Consider the following 19,193-nt stretch of genomic DNA (forward strand, 5'->3'; position numbering starts at 1 on the left):
TCAGGCGGAGATCTTGACGGCGGCCAGCAGTCCGTCGCCCAGCGGCATCATGAGCGGCCGCAGGCGGTCGTCGGCCTGCACGAGCTTGCCCAGCTCCCGCACGGCGACCGTGTCGGGGTCACGCTGGGAGGGGTCGGCCACCCTGTTGTGCCACAGCGCGTTGTCGAAGGCCACGATCCCGCCCACCCGCAGCAGCCGCACCGACTCGGCCAGGTAGTCGGCGTACTCCTGCTTGGCCGCGTCGGCGAAGACCAGGTCGTAGCCGCCGTCGGACAGCCTGGGGAGCACGTCGAGCGCGCGCCCGGTGATCAGGCGGATCCGCCCGCCGGAGAAACCCGCGTCGGCGAACGTCTGTCGCGCCAGGCGCTGGTGCTCGGGCTCGACGTCGACGCTGGTCAGCGTGCCGTCGGCGCGCATGCCGCGCAGCAGCCACAGCCCCGAGACGCCGCACCCCGTGCCGATCTCCACGACGGCGCGCGCGTTGAGCGCGGTGGCGAGGAAGCACAGCGCGGCACCGCCTCCGGGAAGGATGGGCGGCGCGCCCATCTCCTGGCCGCGCTGCCGCGCCGCGTGCAGAATCTCATCCTCGTGATGGAACTGCTCCGCATAGGCCAGAGTGGCCTCTACCGGGCTGGTCATCGGCCTCTCCTCCCCACTTTCGTGCAATTGGTCACCGATCGCAGCCTAGGGGAGACACGCCGGGACGGGAACTCTGGTCGCGCCCAACGCGTTGCAGGTTTAAACGGGCTTTGCCGGTCCTGAAGGCAGGCAGTGCGCACGAAGGGACGAAACCAGGCACTATGGCGGTAGCGACGGTGGTCCCAAGGAGAGGAGTGCTGGTGGAAGGTAGCGACCACCAGGCTGATCCTCGCGTGTCAGATGTGTCTGAATGGACCCCTCCCACCTGGGAGGAAGTGGTGCGGACACACTCCGCACGCGTGTATCGGCTGGCCTACAGGCTCACCGGCAACGTTCACGACGCGGAGGACCTCACTCAGGAGGTCTTCGTCCGGGTCTTCCGGTCCCTGTCGAGCTACACACCCGGCACCTTCGAGGGCTGGCTGCACAGGATCACGACGAACCTGTTCCTCGACACGGCGCGCAGGAAGCAGCGCATCCGCTTCGAGGGCCTGGCCGACGACGCCGCCGAGCGGCTGAGCGGCAGGGAGCCCTCTCCGGCCCAGGCGTGGGACGACGCGCACCTCGAGCCTGACATCCAGGCCGCGCTCGACGCCCTCGCGCCCGAGTTCAGGGCCGCGGTGGTGCTGTGTGACATCGAGGGCCTGTCGTATGAGGAGATCGCGGCCACACTCGGCGTGAAGCTGGGCACAGTCCGCAGCCGGATTCATCGTGGCCGGGCACAGTTGCGAGAGGCGCTCGACCATCGCGCGCCGCGCAGCCCTGAACTCCCCCCGACCGTGTCCCGTGGGGAGGAAGTCTGATATGTCCCATCTTGGAGAGCGCCTTTCGGCGCTGGTCGACGGTGAGCTGCGCCACGCCGAGCGTGAGCGCGCCCTTGCCCATCTGGCCTTCTGCGCCGAGTGCAGGCGGGAGGTGGAGGCGACGCGGGCGCTGAAGTCGCGCCTGCGCTCGCTCGACGGGCCCTCGATGCCCGCCGACCTCACCATGTCGCTGCTGCGGATGGGTGAGCCAGGTGACCCCGTGCCGCCTCGGGAGCGGCCCTTTCCGACCTTCGGCGGCGTCCCGCTTCCAGGTCCGCGCAGCATCGCCCCGCCGGACAACCGGCCTCGGGGTTTCCTGGGCGGCTCGGCGGGGCCCGGACGGTCCCGCAGGCGTCCGGCCTATGTGGCCGTAGGCGTCGTGTCGGCCGCGGTCGCGCTCGGCTCGCTGTTCGTCGTCGCGGGCCAGGACCCTGGTCCGTCGGTCGCGCCTCCCGTCGAGGTGTTCAAGCAGGTCCACAAGACCACGGTGCCCTACAGCAACCCGCCCTCCGCCACTCCGTGAGCCGGCTGCTGGCCGTCCTCGCGCTGGCGCTTGCGATGGCGCTGGGCCTGCAGGGCACGGCGGTCGCCGTGCCCGACGACTCGGAGAACGAGGACACAGGCCTGCCGCTGTTGAGGCAGTCGGCGACGGCGGCGAGGGCCCAGCCGTACTCAGGCACGATGTTCACCACCTCGGGCGCGGTGCTGGCCGTGCGCAACGCGCCAGGCGCGGGCATGACCATCGACTCCCGTGCGGCCGACCCCGGCGCGCCCGCAGGGGGCATGCTCGCCCCCTCTGACGGCATGCTGCGCGCCCTCGGCGCCAACTACCGGGTGGTCGAGTCGGGCGCCGGCAGCGTGTGCGGCAGGGCGGCCCGCCTGGTCGAGGCGCTGCGGCACGACGGGAAGGTGGCCGCCCGCTACTGGATCGACGCCGCGAGCGGGATCCCGCTGCGCAGGGAGGTCCTCGACAGCCAGGGCAGGATCGCCAGGGGCGAGGCCTTCGTCGAGGTGACGATCGCCACCTCACGCCCGCTCGCGCACGTCTCCTCCGGCGGCAGGCTCAGCTCCGACGCCGTCGCCGCGCTCAGGTCACGCGGGTGGACGTTCCCCGCCATCCTGCCGGGCGGTCTCGAGCTGGCCAACGCCGCCGAGAGCGGTGGCTACCTGAAGCTGGGATACTCGGACGGTGTGTCCGTTGTGTCGGTGTTCGTTCAGCGCGGCAACCTGGACGAGGAGCGACTGGCGGGCTGGCGTAGCCAGCGTCGCGACGGGCATACGATCTGGATCCGGGATCCTGCCGGGCTGGAAATGATCTGGGCAAGTGGGGGTCATGTCTACACCGTCTTCGCCGACGCGCCCGCGGACGTGGCAGCGGCCGCGGTCCTCGGGCTGCCGCACGAGGCGGATCCGGGCTTCTGGGATCGGTTCGCCCGGGGCGCCGACCGTGTGCTTTCCTGGGTCAACCCGTTCGCTTGACGCTCGCTTTACGTCTCTCGTACATCGCGCGGGTGAAGATTGCGGTGTCCGATCTAGGAGTGGTGAGAGCAGATGACCGACGAGACGCGCCCGACGGACGGACGCACGCCGTCGGACCTCTCCGAGCCCCAGGGGAGGCCGGACTTCCTGCCTGCCAACGACGGGTGGGAGAGCGCGCGGACCGAGCAGCTCGGATGGAACGCCTCCGAGCAGCGGCCCCAGCCGTACGGCTCGGGCTGGGGTGACCCCTCGGGACGGCCCTCCGGTGACACCGCGGTCCACAGCAGCCCCGACTACGGGCCTCCCTCCGCGCCTCCGCCTCCGCCTCCGCCTCCCGGCGCGGCGGTCGGCATGGGACCGGGCTGGGGGCCTCCCCCTCCGCCCGCCGAAGGGTCGCCGGGCCACGGCCGCAGGGGACCGAACACGGGCGTGCTCGTCGCGCTGGGCGTGGTGATCGCGCTGCTGGCCTCCGTGATGGGCAGCGTGGGCACCTATCTGCTGACAAAGCCGAGCGCCTCGTCCACCGACCCCTCCTACTCTCTCGGCCCCGCGCCCACGGGCGACACCAGCAGGCCGCCCGAGTCGGTCGCGGGAGTGGCCTCGCGGGTGCTGCCAAGTGTGGTCTCCCTCGAGGTCGAGGGCGCGAGCGACGCGGGCACGGGCTCGGGTTTCCTGATCAAGGGCGGCTACGTGGTCACCAACAACCACGTGGTCGCGCTGGCCGCCCAGGGTGGCGACATCAAGATCGTGTTCAACAACCGCAAGTCCACCACCGCCCGCATCGTCGGCCGCGATCCCGGCTCCGACCTGGCCGTGGTCAAGCCCGAGGAGACCTTCGGCACGCCGGAGATCACGCTCGGCAACTCCGACCAGGTCGTGGTCGGCGACCCGGTGATCGCGATCGGCTCTCCGCTCGGCCTGACGGGCACCGTCACGACCGGCATCGTCAGCTCGCTCAACAGGCCGGTCGTCGCGGGCGAGGACAACGATCCCGATCCCGCCTACATCAGCGCCATCCAGACCGACGCGGCCATCAACCCTGGCAACTCGGGTGGCCCGCTGGTCAACGCCAAGGGTGAGGTCGTCGGCGTCAACTCCGCGATCGCCACGCTCAGCAGGGCGATCTCCAGCCAGAGCGGAAGCATCGGTCTCGGCTTCGCGATCCCGATCAACCAGGCCAGGCGGGTCGCCGAGGAGATCATCACCACCGGCGCGGCCAAGCGGGTCAAGATCGGCATCGTCCTCGACTCGCGCTACCGGGGCGAGGGCGTGCGCATCGCCACGGAGCCCACGCAGGGCCGCCAGCCCGTCGACTCCGACGGCCCCGCGGGCAAGGCGGGCCTCAAGCCTGGCGACATCATCCTGGAGCTCAACGGCCTGCGCATCCAGGACAGCACCGAGCTCATCTCGCTCATCAGGAGCAAGTCGCCCGGGACGAAGATAGCGATCAAGTACAAGCGGGGAACCGAGGAGCGGATGGCCTCGCTGACGGTCACCGCCGAGGCGGAGCCCACTCCCAAGCCTTCGTGATTCGACGGGCTCGTCCGGGCTGGGTGTCTCATCGCCCGGGCGAGCCCTTAGTCTGGAACTGGCCGGGGTTGTCCCCGGAACCGGTTGCACAGTGGTAGGAGCTTGCGGTGTTCGGACTCGGTTGGATGGAGGTCGGGGCGCTCGTCGTCATCGCGCTGCTGGTCTTCGGGCCGGACAGGCTGCCGCAGGCGGCCGCCCAGGCGGGTAGGACGCTGCGCAACCTCCGTCGCATGGCCACCAACGCCAGGGACGATCTGCGCTCGGGGCTCGGCCCCGAGTTCTCGGACTTCGACCCCGCGGACCTCAACCCGAAGAACTTCGTCCGCAAGCACCTGCTCGACGACGTCGAGGACTCCTGGAACTCCACGCCCACGTCGGCCACCCTGGAGCCGGTCGCCTCGGTTCCCGAGCCGGTCTCCGAGCTGGGTTTCGGCGAGATCCCTCCGTACGACCCCGAAGCGACCTGACCCTGACATGACAGTGGTCACCGTCGCCGCCGGGCGGCGAACGGTGACCACGGTGGCTCAGCCCGTCACTTGGGAGTGGGCGACAGTCCGAGCGAACGGCCCTTCAGGCTCGACGAGCGCTTGGACAGCGACCCGGCGATGCGGCGCAGCTCGGCGGCGGCGGGGGCGTCGGGGTCGGTGAGCACGAGGGGCTTGCCCTCGTCGCCGCCCTCGCGCAGGCGCGTGTCGAGCGGCACCTGGCCCAGCAGCGGAACCCTCGTGCCGAGGGTGCGGGTGAGCGCGTCGGCGACCGTCTGACCGCCGCCCTCGCCGAAGACGTTGATCTTCTCGTCGCAGTGCGGGCAGGGCAGCCACGCCATGTTCTCGATGACGCCGGCGATCTGCTGGTGGGTCTGCGCGGCGATGGAGCCCGCGCGCTCGGCCACCTCGGCCGCGGCCATCTGCGGGGTGGTGACGACCAGCAGCTCGGCGGAGGGCAGGCGCTGCGCCACCGAGATGGCGATGTCGCCGGTGCCCGGCGGCAGGTCGAGCAGGAGGACGTCGAGGTCGCCCCAGTACACGTCGGCGAGGAACTGGTGCAGGGCGCGGTCGAGCATCGGCCCCCGCCACACCACGGCCGAGTTGCCCTCGGGCTTGAACATGCCGACCGAGATGACCTTGATGTCATGCGCCACCGGCGGCATGATCATGTCCTCGACCTTGGTGGGACGCTCGGCGGCGCCCAGCATGCGCGGGATGCTGTGCCCGTAGATGTCGGCGTCGACGATGCCGACCTTCAGGCCCTGCGAGGCCATGGAGGCGGCCAGGTTGACGGTGACCGACGACTTGCCGACGCCGCCCTTGCCGCTGGCCACCGCGAAGACGCGGGTCAGCGACCCCGGCAGGTTGAAGGGGATCTCCTTCTCTGGGGCGCGGTTGCCGCGCAGCTTCGTCTGCAGGGTCTTGCGCTGCTCCTGGCTCATCACGTCGAGGTCGACGCGCACACCAGTGACGCCGTCGAGCGCGGAGACGGCGGCGGTGACGTCACGGGTGATCGTGTCTTTCAACGGACACCCCGCCACCGTCAGGTAGATGCCGACGACGATCTCGCCCGAGGGAGAGATGTCGATGCTCTTGACCATGTCAAGGTCGGTGATCGGCCGGCGGATCTCGGGGTCGTTGACCGTTGCGAGTGCGGCTGTCACCTGTTCCGGGGAAGGTGCCATGGGTCCATGGTATGAACCCAGACCGCCTATGCCGAACGCCGGGGCCTCTAGGATTCTTCGCATGGTGGGGATCTCGCCTGAGGAGTCGGCGGTATGGCGCATGATGCAGCGGGCTCAGGTGCGCATCACCCGCCGTCTGGAGGCCGAACTGCTGGCCGCCCACGACCTCGCACTGGCCTCGTACGACGTCCTGCAGCAGCTGAGCGAGGCGCACGGGCGGTTGCGGATGAACGACCTCGCCGACCGGGTGCTGCTCTCGCGCAGCGGCCTGACCAGGCTCATCGATCGTCTGCAGCGCGACGGCCTGGTGCAGCGCGAGGCCTGCGCCGACGACGCTCGCGGCCTGTACGCGGTGCTGACCGGCGCCGGCGAGGCCAGGCTGGCCGAGGCCACCCCGACCTATCTGCGCGGCATCCGCGCGCAGTTCCTCGACGTGCTGGAGCCCGAGGAGCTCGAGCAGTGCACGGCGATGCTCACGAAGCTTCTGGTCGCTCCTCGTTGAACCGCTGCAGCTCCGAGCGGAGGAAGTCGCGGGTGGCCAGCTCTCCCATGGACAGGCGCAGGCCCGCGATCTCGCGGGTGAGGTACTCGATGTCGGCCTGGTTGCGCTCGCTGGTGAGCCTGTCCTGCTCGTACGTCACGCGGTCGCGGTCGTCCTGGCGGTTCTGCGCCAGCAGGATCAGTGGCGCGGCGTAGGAGGCCTGCAGCGAGAGCATGAGCGTGAGGAAGATGAACGGATAGGGGTCGAAGCGCAGGTGGGCGGGCGAGAGCACGTTCCAGCTGATCCAGATCGCCACGAAGCACGTCATGTAGACCAGGAAGCGCGCGGTGCCGAGGAAGCGGGCGATCTCCTCCGAAAGCCGCCCGAACGCCTCGGGGTCGTAGTGGGGACGGAAGCTGCGCCTCAGCTCGCGCGGCTGGTCGAGCCGGTCAACCGCCATCGCGCCACCCCTCGGGAAGCAGGTGGTCCAGGACGTCGTCGACGGTGACCGCCCCGACCAGCTGGCCGAGCTCGTCGACCACGGGCGCCGCCACGAGGTTGTAGGTCGCCAGGTAGGCGGTGACCTCGGGCAGCGGCAGGTCGGGCCTGATCGGGTCGAGCGAGGCGTCGATCACGGCTCCCAGCAGCGTGGAGGGCGGATCGCGCAGCAGCCGCTGGAAGTGGGTCACGCCGAGGTAGGTGCCGGTGGGCGTCTCGTTGGGCGCGCGGGTGACGTAGACCTGGGCGGCCACGGCGGGCGGCAGGTCCTTCTGCCTGATCTGCGCGAGCGCCTCGGCGATCGTGGCGCTGGGCGGCAGGACCACGGGCTCGGTGGTCATCATGCCGCCCGCGGTCTTCTCGTCGTAGGTCAGCAGGCGCCTGACGGGCGCGGCCTCTCTCGGCTCCATCAGCGCCAGCAGCCGAGCCGACTGCTCGTCGGGAAGGTCCTGGAGCAGGTCGGCGGCGTCGTCGGGGCCCATCTCCTCCAGTACGTCGGCGGCCCGCTCGGGGGCGAGTGTGCCCAGGATGCCCATCTGGTCGCTCAGCGGCAGCTCCTCGAGCACGTCGGCGAGGCGGACGTCGTCGAGGGCCGCGGCGACCTCGATCTTGCGCTTGTCGGGCAGCGCGTGCAGGGCGCTGGCCAGGTCGGCCGCGCGCATCGACTCGAAGGCGGCGATGAGGCCGGCCGCCCCCTGGTCCTGCTGGAGGGTGTCGAGGCCCGACACCTCACGCCAGTCGACGATCCTCGGGTCGCGTCGCCTCTTCCTGACGACGGCCACCTTGGTGATCTGCCAGATCGAGGGCCGCACCTCCTCGATGGCCAGGTCGTAGACGATCATGGGCTCGCCGCCGACCTCGACGGTCAGGTCGAGCATCTGTCCGAGGACGAGGGTCTCCGTGGCGCGCTGCTCGAACCTGCGCATGTTCAGCCGCCCGGTGAAGACGACCGCGCCCGCCTCGATGCCCCGCACCCGGGTGATGGGCAGGAAGACCCTGCGGCGGGGCTGGATCTCCACGACCATGCCGTGGACGCGCGGCGGATGGCCCGGACGCACCCCCGCCACGATGTCCCTGATGCGGCCGATCTGGTCGCCCGCGGGATCGAAGACCGCGGTCCCCGCCAGACGGGCAACGAAGATCCTCACATTGGCAGCGTAACCGGGCACCGGGCGTTGCCTCCGCTACGACTGGCATGTAAGTATCAAACCCCTATAATGGTGGTGACATATGAGGTACGCAGGATTGGCGATCGCCTTCGTCTCAGCGTGGTGTTTCGCGTTCTCGGGGCCGATGGCGAAGTTTCTCGGCGAGGCCGGACTGGCCCCGCTGGAGTCGGTGTGGGCCCGAATGGCGGGCGCGGGGTTGCTGCTGCTGGCCGTACTGGTGGTGGTGAAGCCGCGCGCGTTGCGCATCCCGCGCTCACGTCTGCCGTTCTTCGGGGCCTACGCGGTGATGGCGGTGGCGGGCGTGCAGGCGCTCTACTTCGTGGCCATCACCAGGTTGCCGGTGGGCATCGCCCTGCTGCTCGAGTTCATGGCGCCGGTGATGGTGGTGCTGTGGGTCCGTTTCGTCCGCAAGGTACGGCTGCCGCGGGCCGCGTTCGTCGGGGCGGTGGTCGCCGTCGCGGGGCTCGCCATCGTCGTGGAGGCCTGGCAGGGCCTGCGGATCGACCTGCTCGGACTGCTCCTCGGCCTGGCGGCGGGCGCCTGCTGCGCCGGATACTTCCTGATGAGCGACAGCTTCGGCGACGACGTCGACCCGCTCGGCCTGATCGCGTGGGGCATGATCGGCGCGGCCGTCGTGCTGCTGCCGTTCTCGCGGCCGTGGGACATCCCGTGGGAGGCGTTCACGACCGAGGCCACGCTGGGCGGGCACACGCTGCCGGTGCTCGGCGCGTACCTGTGGATGGTCGTCGTGGCGACCGTCATCGCCTACATCCTGGGCGTCAACGCGGTGCGCAGGCTGTCGGCCGCGGTGGGCGCCACGGTGGCCTCGCTGGAGGTCATCGGCGGCGCCGTGGTGGCATGGGCCCTGCTCGGTGAGGCGCTCGGCCTCTTCCAGATCATCGGCGGGCTGATCGTGATCAGCGGGGCGCTGCTCGCGCAGACCGCGACCGCCAAACCCGTGGCCGAGCCCGCGCGTGAGCTCAGCAGGATCTGAGCGGCTCAGCCGCCCTTGAGCTCCGTCGGCTCGGGGTCGGGCTCGGGCGAGGCGGTGTCCTCGGTGGCCGTGTCCGTCGGCGTGGCCGTGGGCATCGGCTCCTCGGTGGGCTCGGCGCTCGGGTCGTCAGGGCCGGGGGTGGGCTCTTCGGAGGGGGTGGGGGTGGGCTCCTCCTCCTGCGGGCCTGAGGAGACGTAGAGCGTCACCACACTTCCCTTGGCGAGCCTGCCCGGGCCTGGGGAGGTGGCGATCACGTAGTCGGCCTCGAACGACTCATCGGCGCGGCGCTTCACCTTGGCCTGCAGCCCGACTCTCTTCAGCTGGGCGATCGCCTCGTCGACGTGCTGACCCTCCAGCGCGGGCAGGTTCACGCCCGTCTTCGGCCTGGCCCTGACGGACTCACCGGTGACGGGCGGATCGGACTCTCCCACGTAGGCGGGGATGTTCCCGACGTTCTGCCCCTGGTCGGAGGGGGCCCCTGCGAGCTGCGGGAGCATGACGGCGGCCGTCACCGAGGCGGCGAGCGCCATCGCGGCCACGAGCAGCAGCGCGGGGCGCAGCCGTCCGCGCCTCGCCGGCTTGGCCGGCAGAGCGGGGCGCAACCGCCCGCCCCTCGCCGGCTTGGCCGGCCGCTGGTCGGGCAGGATCGTGTCCGAGGGCAGATCCGTGTCCGAGGGCAGATCCGTGTCCGCGGGCAGGAGCGGGTCCATGGGCAGGATGCTGGTGGGCCTCATGGGAGCCGCCGGCGGGATGGCCGGATCGGTGGGGGCGACGTCCTGCTCGGCGGTGTCGCTGTCACGCCGTTCGAGGTCGTCGATGTGATCGGCGGGGAAGGTCTGCGGCTCAGGCTGTGTTCCGGGCACGTGCGCCACGGGGGTGTGCCCCACCAGGCGCAGCAGGGCCTCGGCGGCGGTCGGGCGCGCGGAGGGGTCCTTGGCCAGGCAGGCCGCCACCAGCGAGCCGAGCGGCTCGCTGAGCTCGGGCAGGTCGGGCTCCTTGGTCAGGATCCTGTGGAAGATCGCGGGGACGCTGTCGCCGCCGAACGCGGGACGGCCCGTCGCCGCGAACACCATGGTCACCGCCCAGGCGAACAGGTCGGACGGCGGCCCCACCGTCTCGCCCGAGATCTGCTCGGGCGACATGTAGGCGGGCGTGCCGATCAGCCCGCTCGCGCTGGCCGTCGTGGCGTCGAGCGCCTTGGCGATGCCGAAGTCGATGACCCTCGCCCCGTCGAGGCCCAGCAGCACGTTGCTCGGCTTGAAGTCGCGGTGCACGACCCCCGCGCGGTGGATGGCGGCCAGCGCCGCCATGGTGCCCACCCCCAGCCGCTCCAGCGCTCCCGAGAGGCGCGGGCCGCTCTCCCTGACGAGCTGGTCGAGGGAGACGCCCTCGACGTACTCACTGACGATGTACGGCCTGTCCCCGTCGGTAGAGGCGTCCAGCACGCGCGCGGTCGAGAACTCGGCCACCCTCCTGGCCGCCGCCACCTCCTTCAGGAAGCGGTCACGCGCGGCGGGGTCGCCGGAGAACCTGGCATGCAGCATCTTGACCGCCACGAGCTCGCCCGAGGCGGACCTACCGAGGTAGACGACCCCTTGACCGCCTTCTCCCAGGCGGCCGAGCAGCTCGTAGTCGCCCATACGGGCGGCCTCGTGAGCAAGGAGCGGCTGAACATTCTGCACCCGATGCACCCTACGGGGTAAGGCGCACCACAGCGGACTTATCGGACCAACGGTCGGTCAGACGCGCGGCGTCCCTGGCGTTCAGCCGCTCCTTCGCCAGGGCGGCCACCGCGTCGGCGGCGGCGGACTGGTCGACGACCTCCACCCGCGCGTCGAAGGACACCAGCTCGGCCCCGTTGTCCTTGCTCCTCAACGTCACCCGCACGCTGTCGCGCCCGACCAGACCAGGAAGGTCCTGCTCCTCGCCGCCGGTCACGAGATAGATCGCCCCTTCGTGCCAGACGTGCCACGCGAGCCTGGGGCGGTCCAGATGCAGCCACAGGATGCCCGACTTCTTCGCGCCCTCCTCGATCACGCTCACCCTCGTCTCCTCCCTGCTCGCCCGCGCCGGCTTCCAGCATGCCGCACCGCACCGCCGGATCCCGACTATCGTGCGGGTGTGCTCTACGCCCTGTACACCAGGCATCTGCGCTCCCGTCTACGCAGGGGACCGCTGCCTCGCCACGTCGCGCTGGTGATGGACGGCAACAGGCGCTGGGCCAGGCAGATGGGGCTGGAGAACCCGAGCGAGGGCCACCGGCACGGCGTCGAGCACATCGAGACCGTCCTCGGCTGGTGCGCCGACCTTGACATCAGGCACGTCACGATCTACGTCGCCTCCGTCGACAACGTCCGCAAGCGCGAGTCGAAGCAGGTCGCCTCGTACATGCGCCTCATGGAGGAGATCATCGCGGGGCGCCTGGTGGAGTCGGCCTCCCGCTGGCGGCTCCACGTCGCGGGACGGCTGGACGAACTGCCCGTCACCACCGCCCACGCGCTCAAGCTCGCCGTCGACCGCACCAGGGACCGCCCGGACTTCCACCTGACCGCCGCCATCGGCTACGACGGCAGGCAGGAGGTCGTCGACGCCCTGCGCTCCCTCCTCGACGACCGCGCCCGCGCGGGCGTCCCCATCGAGGAGCTGGCTCGCACGATCACCACCGGCGACATCGCCGCCCACCTCTACACCGCAGGCAGGCCCGACCCCGACCTCATCATCCGCACCAGCGGCGAGCAGCGGCTGTCGGGGTTCCTCATCTGGCAGGCCGCCAGCGCCGAGTTCCACTTCTGCGAGGTGTACTGGCCGGGGTTCAGGCACGTCGACTTCCTGCGCGCCCTCCGCTCCTTCGCCGTCCGGCGCCGGCGGCAGCACCCCTGACCGCCGAGGGCATGGCGGCGATAGAAGAGAGCGCGCTGTCGCGGCGCGGGGCCCGCACGCTAGCTTTTGGACATGCGCTCACGCCGTTCGTGCCTCGCGGTCCCCGGATCCAACCCGCGCTTCCTGGAGAAGGCCCAGACCCTGCCCGCCGACGAGGTCTTCCTCGACCTCGAGGACTCCGTCGCGCCGCTGGCCAAGGAGGAGGCGCGCAAGAACATCGTCTCCGCCCTGCGCGAGGGCGACTGGAGCGGCAAGGTGCGCGTCGTCAGGGTCAACGACCTGACCACGCAGTGGACCTACCGCGACGTGATCGAGGTCGTCGAGGGCGCGGGGGAGTTCCTCGACTGCGTGATGCTGCCGAAGGTGCAGGATCCCACCCAGGTGATCTGGCTCGACACGCTGCTCACCCAGATCGAGCGGACCATGGGCTTCGAGGCGGGGCGCATCGGCATCGAGGCGCAGATCGAGAACGCGCGGGGGCTGGTGAACGCCGACGCCATCGCGGGGTCGTCGCCGCGCCTAGAGACGCTGGTGTTCGGCCCCGCCGACTTCATGGCCTCGATCAACATGCGCACGCTCGTGGTGGGGGAGCAGCCCCCCGGCTACACCGAGGGCGACGCCTACCACTACATCCTCATGCGGCTGCTCATGGCGGCGCGCACCCACGACCTCCAGGTGATCGACGGGCCCTACCTGCAGATCAAGGACGTCGAGGGATACAGGAGGGTGGCCCGCAGGGCGGCGGCGCTGGGCTTCGACGGGAAATGGGTGCTGCATCCCTCCCAGGTCGAGGCGGCCAACGAGGTGTTCTCGCCGTCCCAGGAGGACTTCGACCACGCCGAGCTGATCCTCGAGGCGTACGAGTACTACACGACCGTCGAACGGCGGGGCGCGGTGATGCTGGGCGACGAGATGATCGACGAGGCGTCGCGGAAGATGGCGCTGGTGGTGTCGGCCAAGGGGCGCGCCGCCGGGATGACGCGCACCACGACCTTCACCCCCGGCGCCTGAGCCCGCAGGGGACAGCGGTCCCGAGCCGGCTCAGAACCGCACGCCTATCGTGGTGAAGAACCACAGCGACGAGGTCAGCCAGAGCCCGACCAGCGCGGCGAAGAGGCTGCCGCCCAGGAGGGGAAGCGTCCAGCCCGGCAGTCCCTTGCGGGGCAGCGCGAGCATCTTCGCCGTGAACACACCGTAGAAGAAGCAGCCGAGCAGCGAGTGCACCAGCACTCGTGGCACGTCGTACTGCAGTCCCAGCGCGTAGAGGCAGTGGAAGGCGACCGGGATGGTGAGCACGAACGCCACCCTGCCCGACCACCTGTGCACCCACGCGGGGATGCGTACGCCGATCTTGCCCCACATCGACAGCGCCGAGACGACCTGGACGAAGGCCAGCACGAAGGCGCCGGTCGTCAGCCAGGACTTCATCGGCAGCGCCCCGCTGAACCCTCCTGGGCCCACCGCGAACCCGGTGGGTGTGTGCAGCCTGCCGTACACGCCGAGCGCGACCATGACGAGGGCGCCTGCCAGCAGCGGCGTCAGCAGGCCGGTGGCGGAGCGCCTGTCGGTGGCGATGGTCATGACATCTCCTCGATGAATGCGTCGACGTCCTTGGGCGCGACGGTGTCGCCGTCGATGGTGACCGGCGAGCCAGGGGTGATCGTCGGAACCGGCACCGGCTCGCCGTCCTTCACCATGGCGCCGACCTGGACGAAGCCGTTGCCGTCCGGGCGGGGCAGGACGATCCAGCCGGCCCGGTAGCGGGCGCCGCGCACGAGCGCGGTGGCGCGGTAGAGGCCTGAGGGCTTCTTGACGGTCGGCGCGGTGAAGTCCCAGCGCTTCCCGCCGAGCGCCAGCTCGCCTGTGGCCTTGCCGCCGCCCAGGGAGGCCGTGAGCGTGGCGCCGCCGAAGCCCTTCAGCGTCACCTCGCCGTCGCCCGCCTTGCCGGCGAACCAGGCCTCGGTCCTTCCGTCGCAGAAGTACCCGACGGCCTTGCCGTCCCTGATGGAGACGGCGACGAGGCCGCCGTTGCCGCGCACCCTGCCTGCGTAGTCGGCCTTCGCGGCCGCTCTCGCGGTCTTGGCGGGGGCGGGCGTCACGGAGGTGGTGGCCTCGGCGACCGGCGGCGAGGTGGCCTCCGCGGACGCGGTGGCCGTGTCGGCGGAGGAGGTGGCGGTGACGGTCTGGGGCGCCGACGTGACGCTGGCCACGCCCAGTCCCGCGGCCAGCGCGGCGCCCGCCGCAAGGGTGAAGAACGGCCCGAGCCTTGACATGACTGCTCCCGGAGTTCGGATGGTCTCAGCCCGAGCATCCGCTCTTTCCGCGCGGCTGTCTGTGAACTAATGCGCATCCGGGCGGACAGAATAAGGGGATGCAAGACAACGAGCCGCCCACCCCGAACGGCCCGCCGCCCCTGGGCCGGCAACCGGCGTACGGCGCGCCGCCTCAGGCCCGGCCGCCGTACGGCGCGCCGCCGCCGGGTCAGCAGCCGCCGTACCAGCCGGGGCCCTACACGCAGGGCCCTTACGGCGCGCCGGCTCCCCCTCCCTCGTGGTTCGTGCGCGCGCCGCAGGGCACCCGCTACGACCACCTGGCGAGGAACCCGCTCAACGCCTGGTGGCGGCAGGTCGTCGGCACGCTCATCGTGGCGCTGGCCTTCTTCGGCATGGCGGTGTTCGTCGTGGTGGCGGGCTGGATCGTCGCGGCGATCGCGGACATTCCCGCGCCGATGACGCAGGAGCAGCTGTTCGGCGATCCGGTGTTCAACCTGACGGTGACGCTGCTGTCGATCGCGGCCGTTCTCCCGCTGGTCTACGGCACGGTCGCGGTGATCCAGCGCAGGAGGCCTGGCACGCTCTCCTCGGTCATGGGCAGGCTGCGGTGGCGGTGGCTGATGGAGTGCGCCGGCATCGGCGTCGTGGCGCTGGTGCTCGGCCAGGCGGCGCTGTGGGCGGCCTACGTCGCGACCGGCGAGAACACCTCCGAACTGCTCGGCTGGAAGGGGTGGAGCGGTTTCCTGCCCGCGCTGGTGGTGATCGTGCTGCTGGTGCCCTTCCAGGCGGCGGCCGAGGAGTACATCTTCCGCGGCTGGCTCCTTCAGGCCTTCGGCGCCTACATCCGCTCGCCGTGGCCGGGCATCGTGCTGGGCTCGGCCGGCTTCGCCGCGCTGCACGCCTACACCGACTGGGGCATCCTCGACGTCTTCAGCTTCGGGGTGCTGATGGGGTGGCTGGCGGTGCGCACGGGCGGGCTGGAGGCGCCGATCGCCATGCACGTGGTGAACAACACGCTGGCCTTCACCATCAGCGCGGCCGCGGGCGACCTGGACGACGCGCTGCGGCAGGGCGCGGTGCCGTGGCAGTCGCTGGCGGGGACCGTGGTGCAGCTGTCGGTGTTCGCCTTCGGAGTGCTGTGGCTGGCGAGAAAGCGGGCGATCGCCACCGTTTCCGGATAAACCACACAGCGGTTCCACGAATCTCGCTAGAGAGGTCTCGCCATCGCGGCTGGAGCGTGCTGGGCTGGATTCTGTGGAGGTGTGGGCAGGTGATCATTTCAGTGGGACGGGGTAGGAGTACCCGCGTGCGTTTCCTGAAATAGGCGTACAAAACTGGAACGGTCCGGACATTTCCGACTAGGAGGTGCGACGCGTGGCCTCGGGCCCCAGCGAACCGCGCTCACCACGGCGACCGCCGGACGACGATCCGCGCACTCCCGATGCCGGCACGCCCGACGAGGCGGGCAGGCGGGAGGGACACTCCGCCGGTGAGGCGCGGCCCTCCGGAGGATCGGGCACGCCTGAGGAGCCCAGGATCAGGCACGCCCCTCCTGGCCCGAGGGACGACCACGCGCGCGGGCTGCCCGTGGCCTCCCCGTGGGGGATGCCGCCGTTCGCCTCGCCCACCCCGGAGGACGAGCCGGGCGAGGGCGACGCGGCGGCCTGGCCCAAGGGGCGCAGGCCGTACAGCTCGCCGACCGCGTCGCCTGAGACGGCGCAGGAGGCGGGGCAGGAGCGCGAGCAGCGTCGGCGGCCGCGCAGGACCGTCGACAGGCCCGACAAGCTGGTCGCGACCGGCCCGCCCCGCCCCCAGCCGCCCCGGCCCCAACCGCCCCGCGTCGAACCCACCGGCGACCGACCCCAGCCACCTCGCGTCGAACCCGTGGGAGAAGGGCCTCACCCGCCTGGCGTCGAACCCGTGGGAGAGCGGCCTCACCCGCCTGGCGTCGAACCCGTGGGAGAGCGGTCACCGTCGCCTGGCGCCGAACCCGTGGGGAGCCGGTTACCGCCGGCTCGGATCGAACCCGTGGGTGAGCGGGCCGCCGACGTCGAGGGCGCGCCCAGGAGCGGCGAGCCGGTGGCCGAGGGGCAGGAGCCGGTCGCCGAGCGGGACAGACCGACCGCGCCGCACCCGCGTCCGCCCGGCATCAGGACCGGTGCGCCGCCGAGCCGCGCCCAGCCGTACCGCAGGCCGGAACCGGCTCCCGAGCCGCGGGTGGAACGGCCCGAGCCGGTCGGCGACGTGCCGGAGGAAGAGGTGCGCGAGCGGGTGGGGGGTCCGCCGATCCCCGTGCGCCCTGAGATCGAGGCCGAGCCCGAGCGCGTTCACGACGAGCGGCACGACCCCGACGAGCAGGAGGGGGAGGAGCCCGTCCGCAGGGTGGGCAGGCCGCCCGGCGGCCGTCCCACGCGACCCGACCTGCTCGTGGCCTCGGGCCCGCCAGGACCTGCCGGCTCGGCCGGCAGGCACCACCGAGGCCCCGCTCCCTCGGCGATCCGCAGGTCCAGCCCGGTCAGGCGGCGCAGCCGCCTCGGCCCCGTGGTCATCGTCCTCACCCTGGCGCTCACCGTCACGGCGGGCGTGGTCGCCTACCAGTGGTGGAACTCCACCAGCACGGGCCTGCGTCTGGCCGCGGGCGACGGGCGCTCGGGCGACGAACTGTTCGTCGTGCCCGCCGCGGGCGACGGCTCCAACCAGAAGCTCAACGACCTGGCCGCCGTCGGCGCGAGCGTCGTGGCGGTCGGCAGCGACACCACCAGCCCGCTGCCGCGCCCGCTGTTCCTCTTCTCGCCCGACAGCGGCGCGACCTGGCAGCTGGCCAACGTCACGGGCTCCACGACCACCACCGTCCAGCGGGTCGTCGGCGCCAACGGCAGGTGGCTCGCCTTCGGCCAGGACGGCGTGGGCGACGAGCGCGGCCTGTGGACCAGCACGGACGGTTTCACCTGGGCCGCGGTCGAGCCGAGCGGGCTCCAGGTGTTCAGGAAGGGCGACCTGATCCACGACATCGCCAGGACCACCTCGGGCTTCGTCGCGGTCGGTCGTACCGTCCTGCAGGACGGCACGCCTGGCCCCGTCGCCTGGCACTCGCCCGACGGCCGCGCGTGGACCAGGGTCGACAGCAAGGACATCGGCACCCCCGACAAGGTGCGCGAGTTCAGGACCGTGGTGGCGAGGGAGGACCAGGTCGTGGTCCTCGCCCAGCCCGCCCAGGGCGGCGGCTCCGTCGTCATGCGCTCGACCGACGGCGGACGCACCTGGGTCCGCACCGCCACACAGCTTCCCGACATCGCTCCCAGGCAGGGCACGCTGGCCGTCCTGCCGACGAGGTTCGTCCTCATCCCCACCAAGCAGCGCGACCCCGCCGGCGACGTGCACGTCTACTGCTCGCCCACCGGCGCCGAATGGGCCAAGTGCGGCACCATCGGCGGCCTCGGCGCGCAGAGCACCGGCGTCAACGCGGTCGTCACCCACACCGCTGGTCTCGCAGCGGTCAGTCAGTCGGGCCTCGACCGCTACACCGTCTACACCAGCACGGACGCCCGCACCTGGAGCAAGCGCGCCGACCTCGGCAGCATGCCAGGCGCGACCGTGCGGGGGCTGACCATGTCCGACTCCGGCACCCTGGTCGCCGGCGGCGACCAGGCGGCGGCCGACGTCGACAACCAGCTCGTCCTGATGACGGCGAAGGACGGTCAGCCGCCCGCTCAGGTCCGCCTCGCCGACATCAAGGGGCTGACCAGGGTCGCCCGCGAGACGGCCAGGGTCGCCGCCGCCGACGGCCGCTTCGTCGCCGCGGGCTCGGCCTCGGGCGACGCGGGTCTCTGGACCAGCACGGACGCCGTCACCTGGAAGTCGATCACCCTGGCCGCGCCGCGCCAGCAGGAGCTCGCCGACCTCGCCCACGGGCGCAAGGGGTGGCTGGCCGTGGGCACCACCATGCCCGACGCCTCCTCCACCGAGCCGCTGCTCGTCGGCTCCTCCGACGGGCGCGACTGGAAGAAGATCGAGGGGCCCGCGCGGGCGGAGGGCCAGCCGTACCTCGCCATGCAGGCGGTGGCCGCGGGCGAGAAGGGGTACCTGATCGCGGGCGAGGACAGAGCCGCCTCCGGTACGGCCACCGCCGCGCTCTGGTACACCACCGACCTGCGCAGGTTCACCCGCGTGGAGAAGCTGCCGCGCGGCGGCGCGGGCGTGCGCATCCACGACGTGGCCGCGGGCCGGCGCGCCTACGTCGCGGTCGGCGGCTCGGGCGGCGCCGAGCGGGAGAGCGGCGTCGTCTGGACCTCCGCCGACGGCCTCACCTGGAAGGCGGGAGAGCGCCTCATGCCGCCCTCCGCCACCTCGGCGGGCCTGCGCCAGGTCGCCTGGTACGGCGAGCGCATCGTCGCGATCGGCACCGCCCAGGTGCCGGGGGCGCGGCGGGCCTTCGCCGCGGTGTCCGACGACGAAGGGGCCTCGTGGCAGTACTCGTGGCTGCCGGCCGAGCAGGCCGCGGCGGTGCACGACCTGGCCTCGGCCGCGCAGGGACTTGTGGCGGTGGGCTGGCACGGGAGCCCGGGAACCGGCGACAGCGCCGCATGGACCTCCGAGGACGGCCTGAGCTGGAACCGCCAGGACCTGACCAAGGACAGGCTCGGGGGAGAGGGCCTGCAATGGCTGGGGGCGGTGACCGTGACGGGCGCCGACGTGGTGGCGCTGGGGCGTTCCACGACCTACAACTCCGACCACCTCATCCTGTGGACCTCCACGCTGTCGTCCGACCGTTGACG

General features: G+C 71.6%; 19 protein-coding genes. 11 read left to right on the forward strand and 8 right to left on the reverse strand.

The features are described 5' to 3' along the window. The gene (locus ABFX55_RS42445; protein WP_183655595.1) at positions 1-639 is read right to left on the reverse strand and encodes an O-methyltransferase; all 639 of its coding nucleotides are present in this window, start codon (positions 637-639) and stop codon (positions 1-3) included. A gap of 161 nt (positions 640-800) precedes the next feature. On the opposite strand from ABFX55_RS42445, the gene sigE reads away from it, so the two are divergent. The 5 genes from sigE to ABFX55_RS42470 all read left to right on the forward strand — a co-directional run bounded on the left by sigE (position 801) and on the right by ABFX55_RS42470 (position 4,918). Continuing rightward, positions 801-1,442, forward strand: coding sequence for an RNA polymerase sigma factor SigE (gene sigE / locus ABFX55_RS42450; protein ID WP_183655597.1), 642 nt, complete (start codon positions 801-803; stop codon positions 1,440-1,442). A gap of 1 nt (position 1,443) precedes the next feature. Continuing rightward, positions 1,444-1,965 (forward strand): anti-sigma factor family protein, encoded by a 522-nt coding sequence (locus tag ABFX55_RS42455; protein WP_183655599.1) that lies wholly within the window; start codon positions 1,444-1,446, stop codon positions 1,963-1,965. Continuing rightward, a complete protein-coding gene (locus ABFX55_RS42460; protein ID WP_346129177.1) occupies positions 1,962-2,921 on the forward strand; it encodes a sigma-E factor regulatory protein RseB domain-containing protein in 960 nt (319 codons plus the stop codon). Before ABFX55_RS42455 ends, ABFX55_RS42460 begins: the two co-directional genes overlap by 4 nt. Before the next feature lie 72 nt (positions 2,922-2,993). Further along, positions 2,994-4,451, forward strand: coding sequence for a S1C family serine protease (locus tag ABFX55_RS42465; protein ID WP_346129178.1), 1,458 nt, complete (start codon positions 2,994-2,996; stop codon positions 4,449-4,451). Positions 4,452-4,558: 107 nt separating this feature from the next. Beyond that, on the forward strand, positions 4,559-4,918 hold the full coding sequence (locus ABFX55_RS42470) for a sec-independent translocase (protein ID WP_346129180.1): 360 nt from the start codon (positions 4,559-4,561) through the stop codon (positions 4,916-4,918). Positions 4,919-4,983: 65 nt separating this feature from the next. Here the strand turns inward: ABFX55_RS42470 and ABFX55_RS42475 are convergent, their stop codons facing one another. Next, positions 4,984-6,123 carry an Mrp/NBP35 family ATP-binding protein gene (locus ABFX55_RS42475; protein WP_346129181.1) on the reverse strand — a complete coding sequence of 380 codons (1,140 nt, stop codon included), beginning with the start codon at positions 6,121-6,123 and terminating at the stop codon, positions 4,984-4,986. Between the two features lie 61 nt (positions 6,124-6,184). Between ABFX55_RS42475 and ABFX55_RS42480 the strand changes: the two genes are divergently transcribed. Continuing rightward, the gene (locus tag ABFX55_RS42480) at positions 6,185-6,625 is read left to right on the forward strand and encodes a MarR family winged helix-turn-helix transcriptional regulator (RefSeq protein WP_346129183.1); all 441 of its coding nucleotides are present in this window, start codon (positions 6,185-6,187) and stop codon (positions 6,623-6,625) included. On the opposite strand, the gene ABFX55_RS42485 is transcribed toward ABFX55_RS42480, so the two are convergent. Beyond that, a complete protein-coding gene (locus tag ABFX55_RS42485; RefSeq protein WP_346129185.1) occupies positions 6,597-7,064 on the reverse strand; it encodes a DUF1003 domain-containing protein in 468 nt (155 codons plus the stop codon). The genes ABFX55_RS42480 and ABFX55_RS42485 overlap by 29 nt on opposite strands. Beyond that, a complete protein-coding gene (locus ABFX55_RS42490) occupies positions 7,054-8,250 on the reverse strand; it encodes a magnesium transporter MgtE N-terminal domain-containing protein (protein WP_346129186.1) in 1,197 nt (398 codons plus the stop codon). The genes ABFX55_RS42485 and ABFX55_RS42490 overlap by 11 nt, the downstream gene beginning before the upstream one ends. An 82-nt stretch (positions 8,251-8,332) precedes the next feature. Between ABFX55_RS42490 and ABFX55_RS42495 the strand changes: the two genes are divergently transcribed. After that, a complete protein-coding gene (locus ABFX55_RS42495; protein ID WP_346129188.1) occupies positions 8,333-9,265 on the forward strand; it encodes an EamA family transporter in 933 nt (310 codons plus the stop codon). 5 nt (positions 9,266-9,270) lie between these two features. On the opposite strand, the gene ABFX55_RS42500 is transcribed toward ABFX55_RS42495, so the two are convergent. Together ABFX55_RS42500 and ABFX55_RS42505 are read right to left on the reverse strand one after the other, a co-directional pair. Continuing rightward, positions 9,271-10,947: a protein kinase domain-containing protein gene (locus ABFX55_RS42500; protein ID WP_346129190.1), complete on the reverse strand. Its 1,677-nt coding sequence runs from the start codon at positions 10,945-10,947 to the stop codon at positions 9,271-9,273. Between the two features lie 10 nt (positions 10,948-10,957). Continuing rightward, entirely contained in the window at positions 10,958-11,308 is a 351-nt protein-coding gene (locus tag ABFX55_RS42505; RefSeq protein WP_346129192.1) for a hypothetical protein, read from the reverse strand. A 78-nt stretch (positions 11,309-11,386) separates the two neighbouring features. On the opposite strand from ABFX55_RS42505, the gene uppS reads away from it, so the two are divergent. Next, positions 11,387-12,145 (forward strand): polyprenyl diphosphate synthase, encoded by a 759-nt coding sequence (uppS, locus tag ABFX55_RS42510; RefSeq protein WP_346129194.1) that lies wholly within the window; start codon positions 11,387-11,389, stop codon positions 12,143-12,145. 72 nt (positions 12,146-12,217) lie between these two features. Next, a complete protein-coding gene (locus ABFX55_RS42515) occupies positions 12,218-13,156 on the forward strand; it encodes an HpcH/HpaI aldolase/citrate lyase family protein (RefSeq protein WP_346129195.1) in 939 nt (312 codons plus the stop codon). A gap of 30 nt (positions 13,157-13,186) precedes the next feature. Here ABFX55_RS42515 and ABFX55_RS42520 read toward each other — a convergent pair whose 3' ends face one another. Further along, complete coding sequence (locus ABFX55_RS42520) at positions 13,187-13,726, reverse strand: DUF6529 family protein (RefSeq protein WP_346129197.1); 540 nt, start codon at positions 13,724-13,726, stop codon at positions 13,187-13,189. Continuing rightward, on the reverse strand, positions 13,723-14,418 hold the full coding sequence (locus tag ABFX55_RS42525) for a hypothetical protein (protein WP_346129199.1): 696 nt from the start codon (positions 14,416-14,418) through the stop codon (positions 13,723-13,725). The genes ABFX55_RS42520 and ABFX55_RS42525 overlap by 4 nt, the downstream gene beginning before the upstream one ends. A 98-nt stretch (positions 14,419-14,516) precedes the next feature. On the opposite strand from ABFX55_RS42525, the gene ABFX55_RS42530 reads away from it, so the two are divergent. Together ABFX55_RS42530 and ABFX55_RS42535 are read left to right on the forward strand one after the other, a co-directional pair. After that, positions 14,517-15,599: a CPBP family intramembrane glutamic endopeptidase gene (locus tag ABFX55_RS42530; protein WP_346129200.1), complete on the forward strand. Its 1,083-nt coding sequence runs from the start codon at positions 14,517-14,519 to the stop codon at positions 15,597-15,599. A 193-nt stretch (positions 15,600-15,792) separates the two neighbouring features. Then, the gene (locus ABFX55_RS42535; RefSeq protein ID WP_346129201.1) at positions 15,793-19,191 is read left to right on the forward strand and encodes a beta propeller repeat protein; all 3,399 of its coding nucleotides are present in this window, start codon (positions 15,793-15,795) and stop codon (positions 19,189-19,191) included. The last annotated feature ends 2 nt before the right edge of the window (positions 19,192-19,193 follow it).

The sequence above is a fragment of the Nonomuraea roseola genome (genome assembly GCF_039535395.1).
Lineage (GTDB): Bacteria > Actinomycetota > Actinomycetes > Streptosporangiales > Streptosporangiaceae > Nonomuraea > Nonomuraea roseola.

Coding starts and splice junctions, on each gene's coding strand:
- ABFX55_RS42445 (WP_183655595.1), bottom strand. CDS start 639: ATGACCAGCCCGGTAGAGGCCACTCTGGCCTATGCGGAGCAGTTCCAT.
- ABFX55_RS42520 (WP_346129197.1), bottom strand. CDS start 13,726: ATGACCATCGCCACCGACAGGCGCTCCGCCACCGGCCTGCTGACGCCG.
- sigE (WP_183655597.1), top strand. CDS start 801: ATGGCGGTAGCGACGGTGGTCCCAAGGAGAGGAGTGCTGGTGGAAGGT.
- ABFX55_RS42495 (WP_346129188.1), top strand. CDS start 8,333: ATGAGGTACGCAGGATTGGCGATCGCCTTCGTCTCAGCGTGGTGTTTC.
- ABFX55_RS42465 (WP_346129178.1), top strand. CDS start 2,994: ATGACCGACGAGACGCGCCCGACGGACGGACGCACGCCGTCGGACCTC.
- ABFX55_RS42525 (WP_346129199.1), bottom strand. CDS start 14,418: ATGTCAAGGCTCGGGCCGTTCTTCACCCTTGCGGCGGGCGCCGCGCTG.
- ABFX55_RS42475 (WP_346129181.1), bottom strand. CDS start 6,123: ATGGCACCTTCCCCGGAACAGGTGACAGCCGCACTCGCAACGGTCAAC.
- ABFX55_RS42530 (WP_346129200.1), top strand. CDS start 14,517: ATGCAAGACAACGAGCCGCCCACCCCGAACGGCCCGCCGCCCCTGGGC.
- ABFX55_RS42480 (WP_346129183.1), top strand. CDS start 6,185: ATGGTGGGGATCTCGCCTGAGGAGTCGGCGGTATGGCGCATGATGCAG.
- ABFX55_RS42485 (WP_346129185.1), bottom strand. CDS start 7,064: ATGGCGGTTGACCGGCTCGACCAGCCGCGCGAGCTGAGGCGCAGCTTC.
- ABFX55_RS42455 (WP_183655599.1), top strand. CDS start 1,444: ATGTCCCATCTTGGAGAGCGCCTTTCGGCGCTGGTCGACGGTGAGCTG.
- ABFX55_RS42515 (WP_346129195.1), top strand. CDS start 12,218: ATGCGCTCACGCCGTTCGTGCCTCGCGGTCCCCGGATCCAACCCGCGC.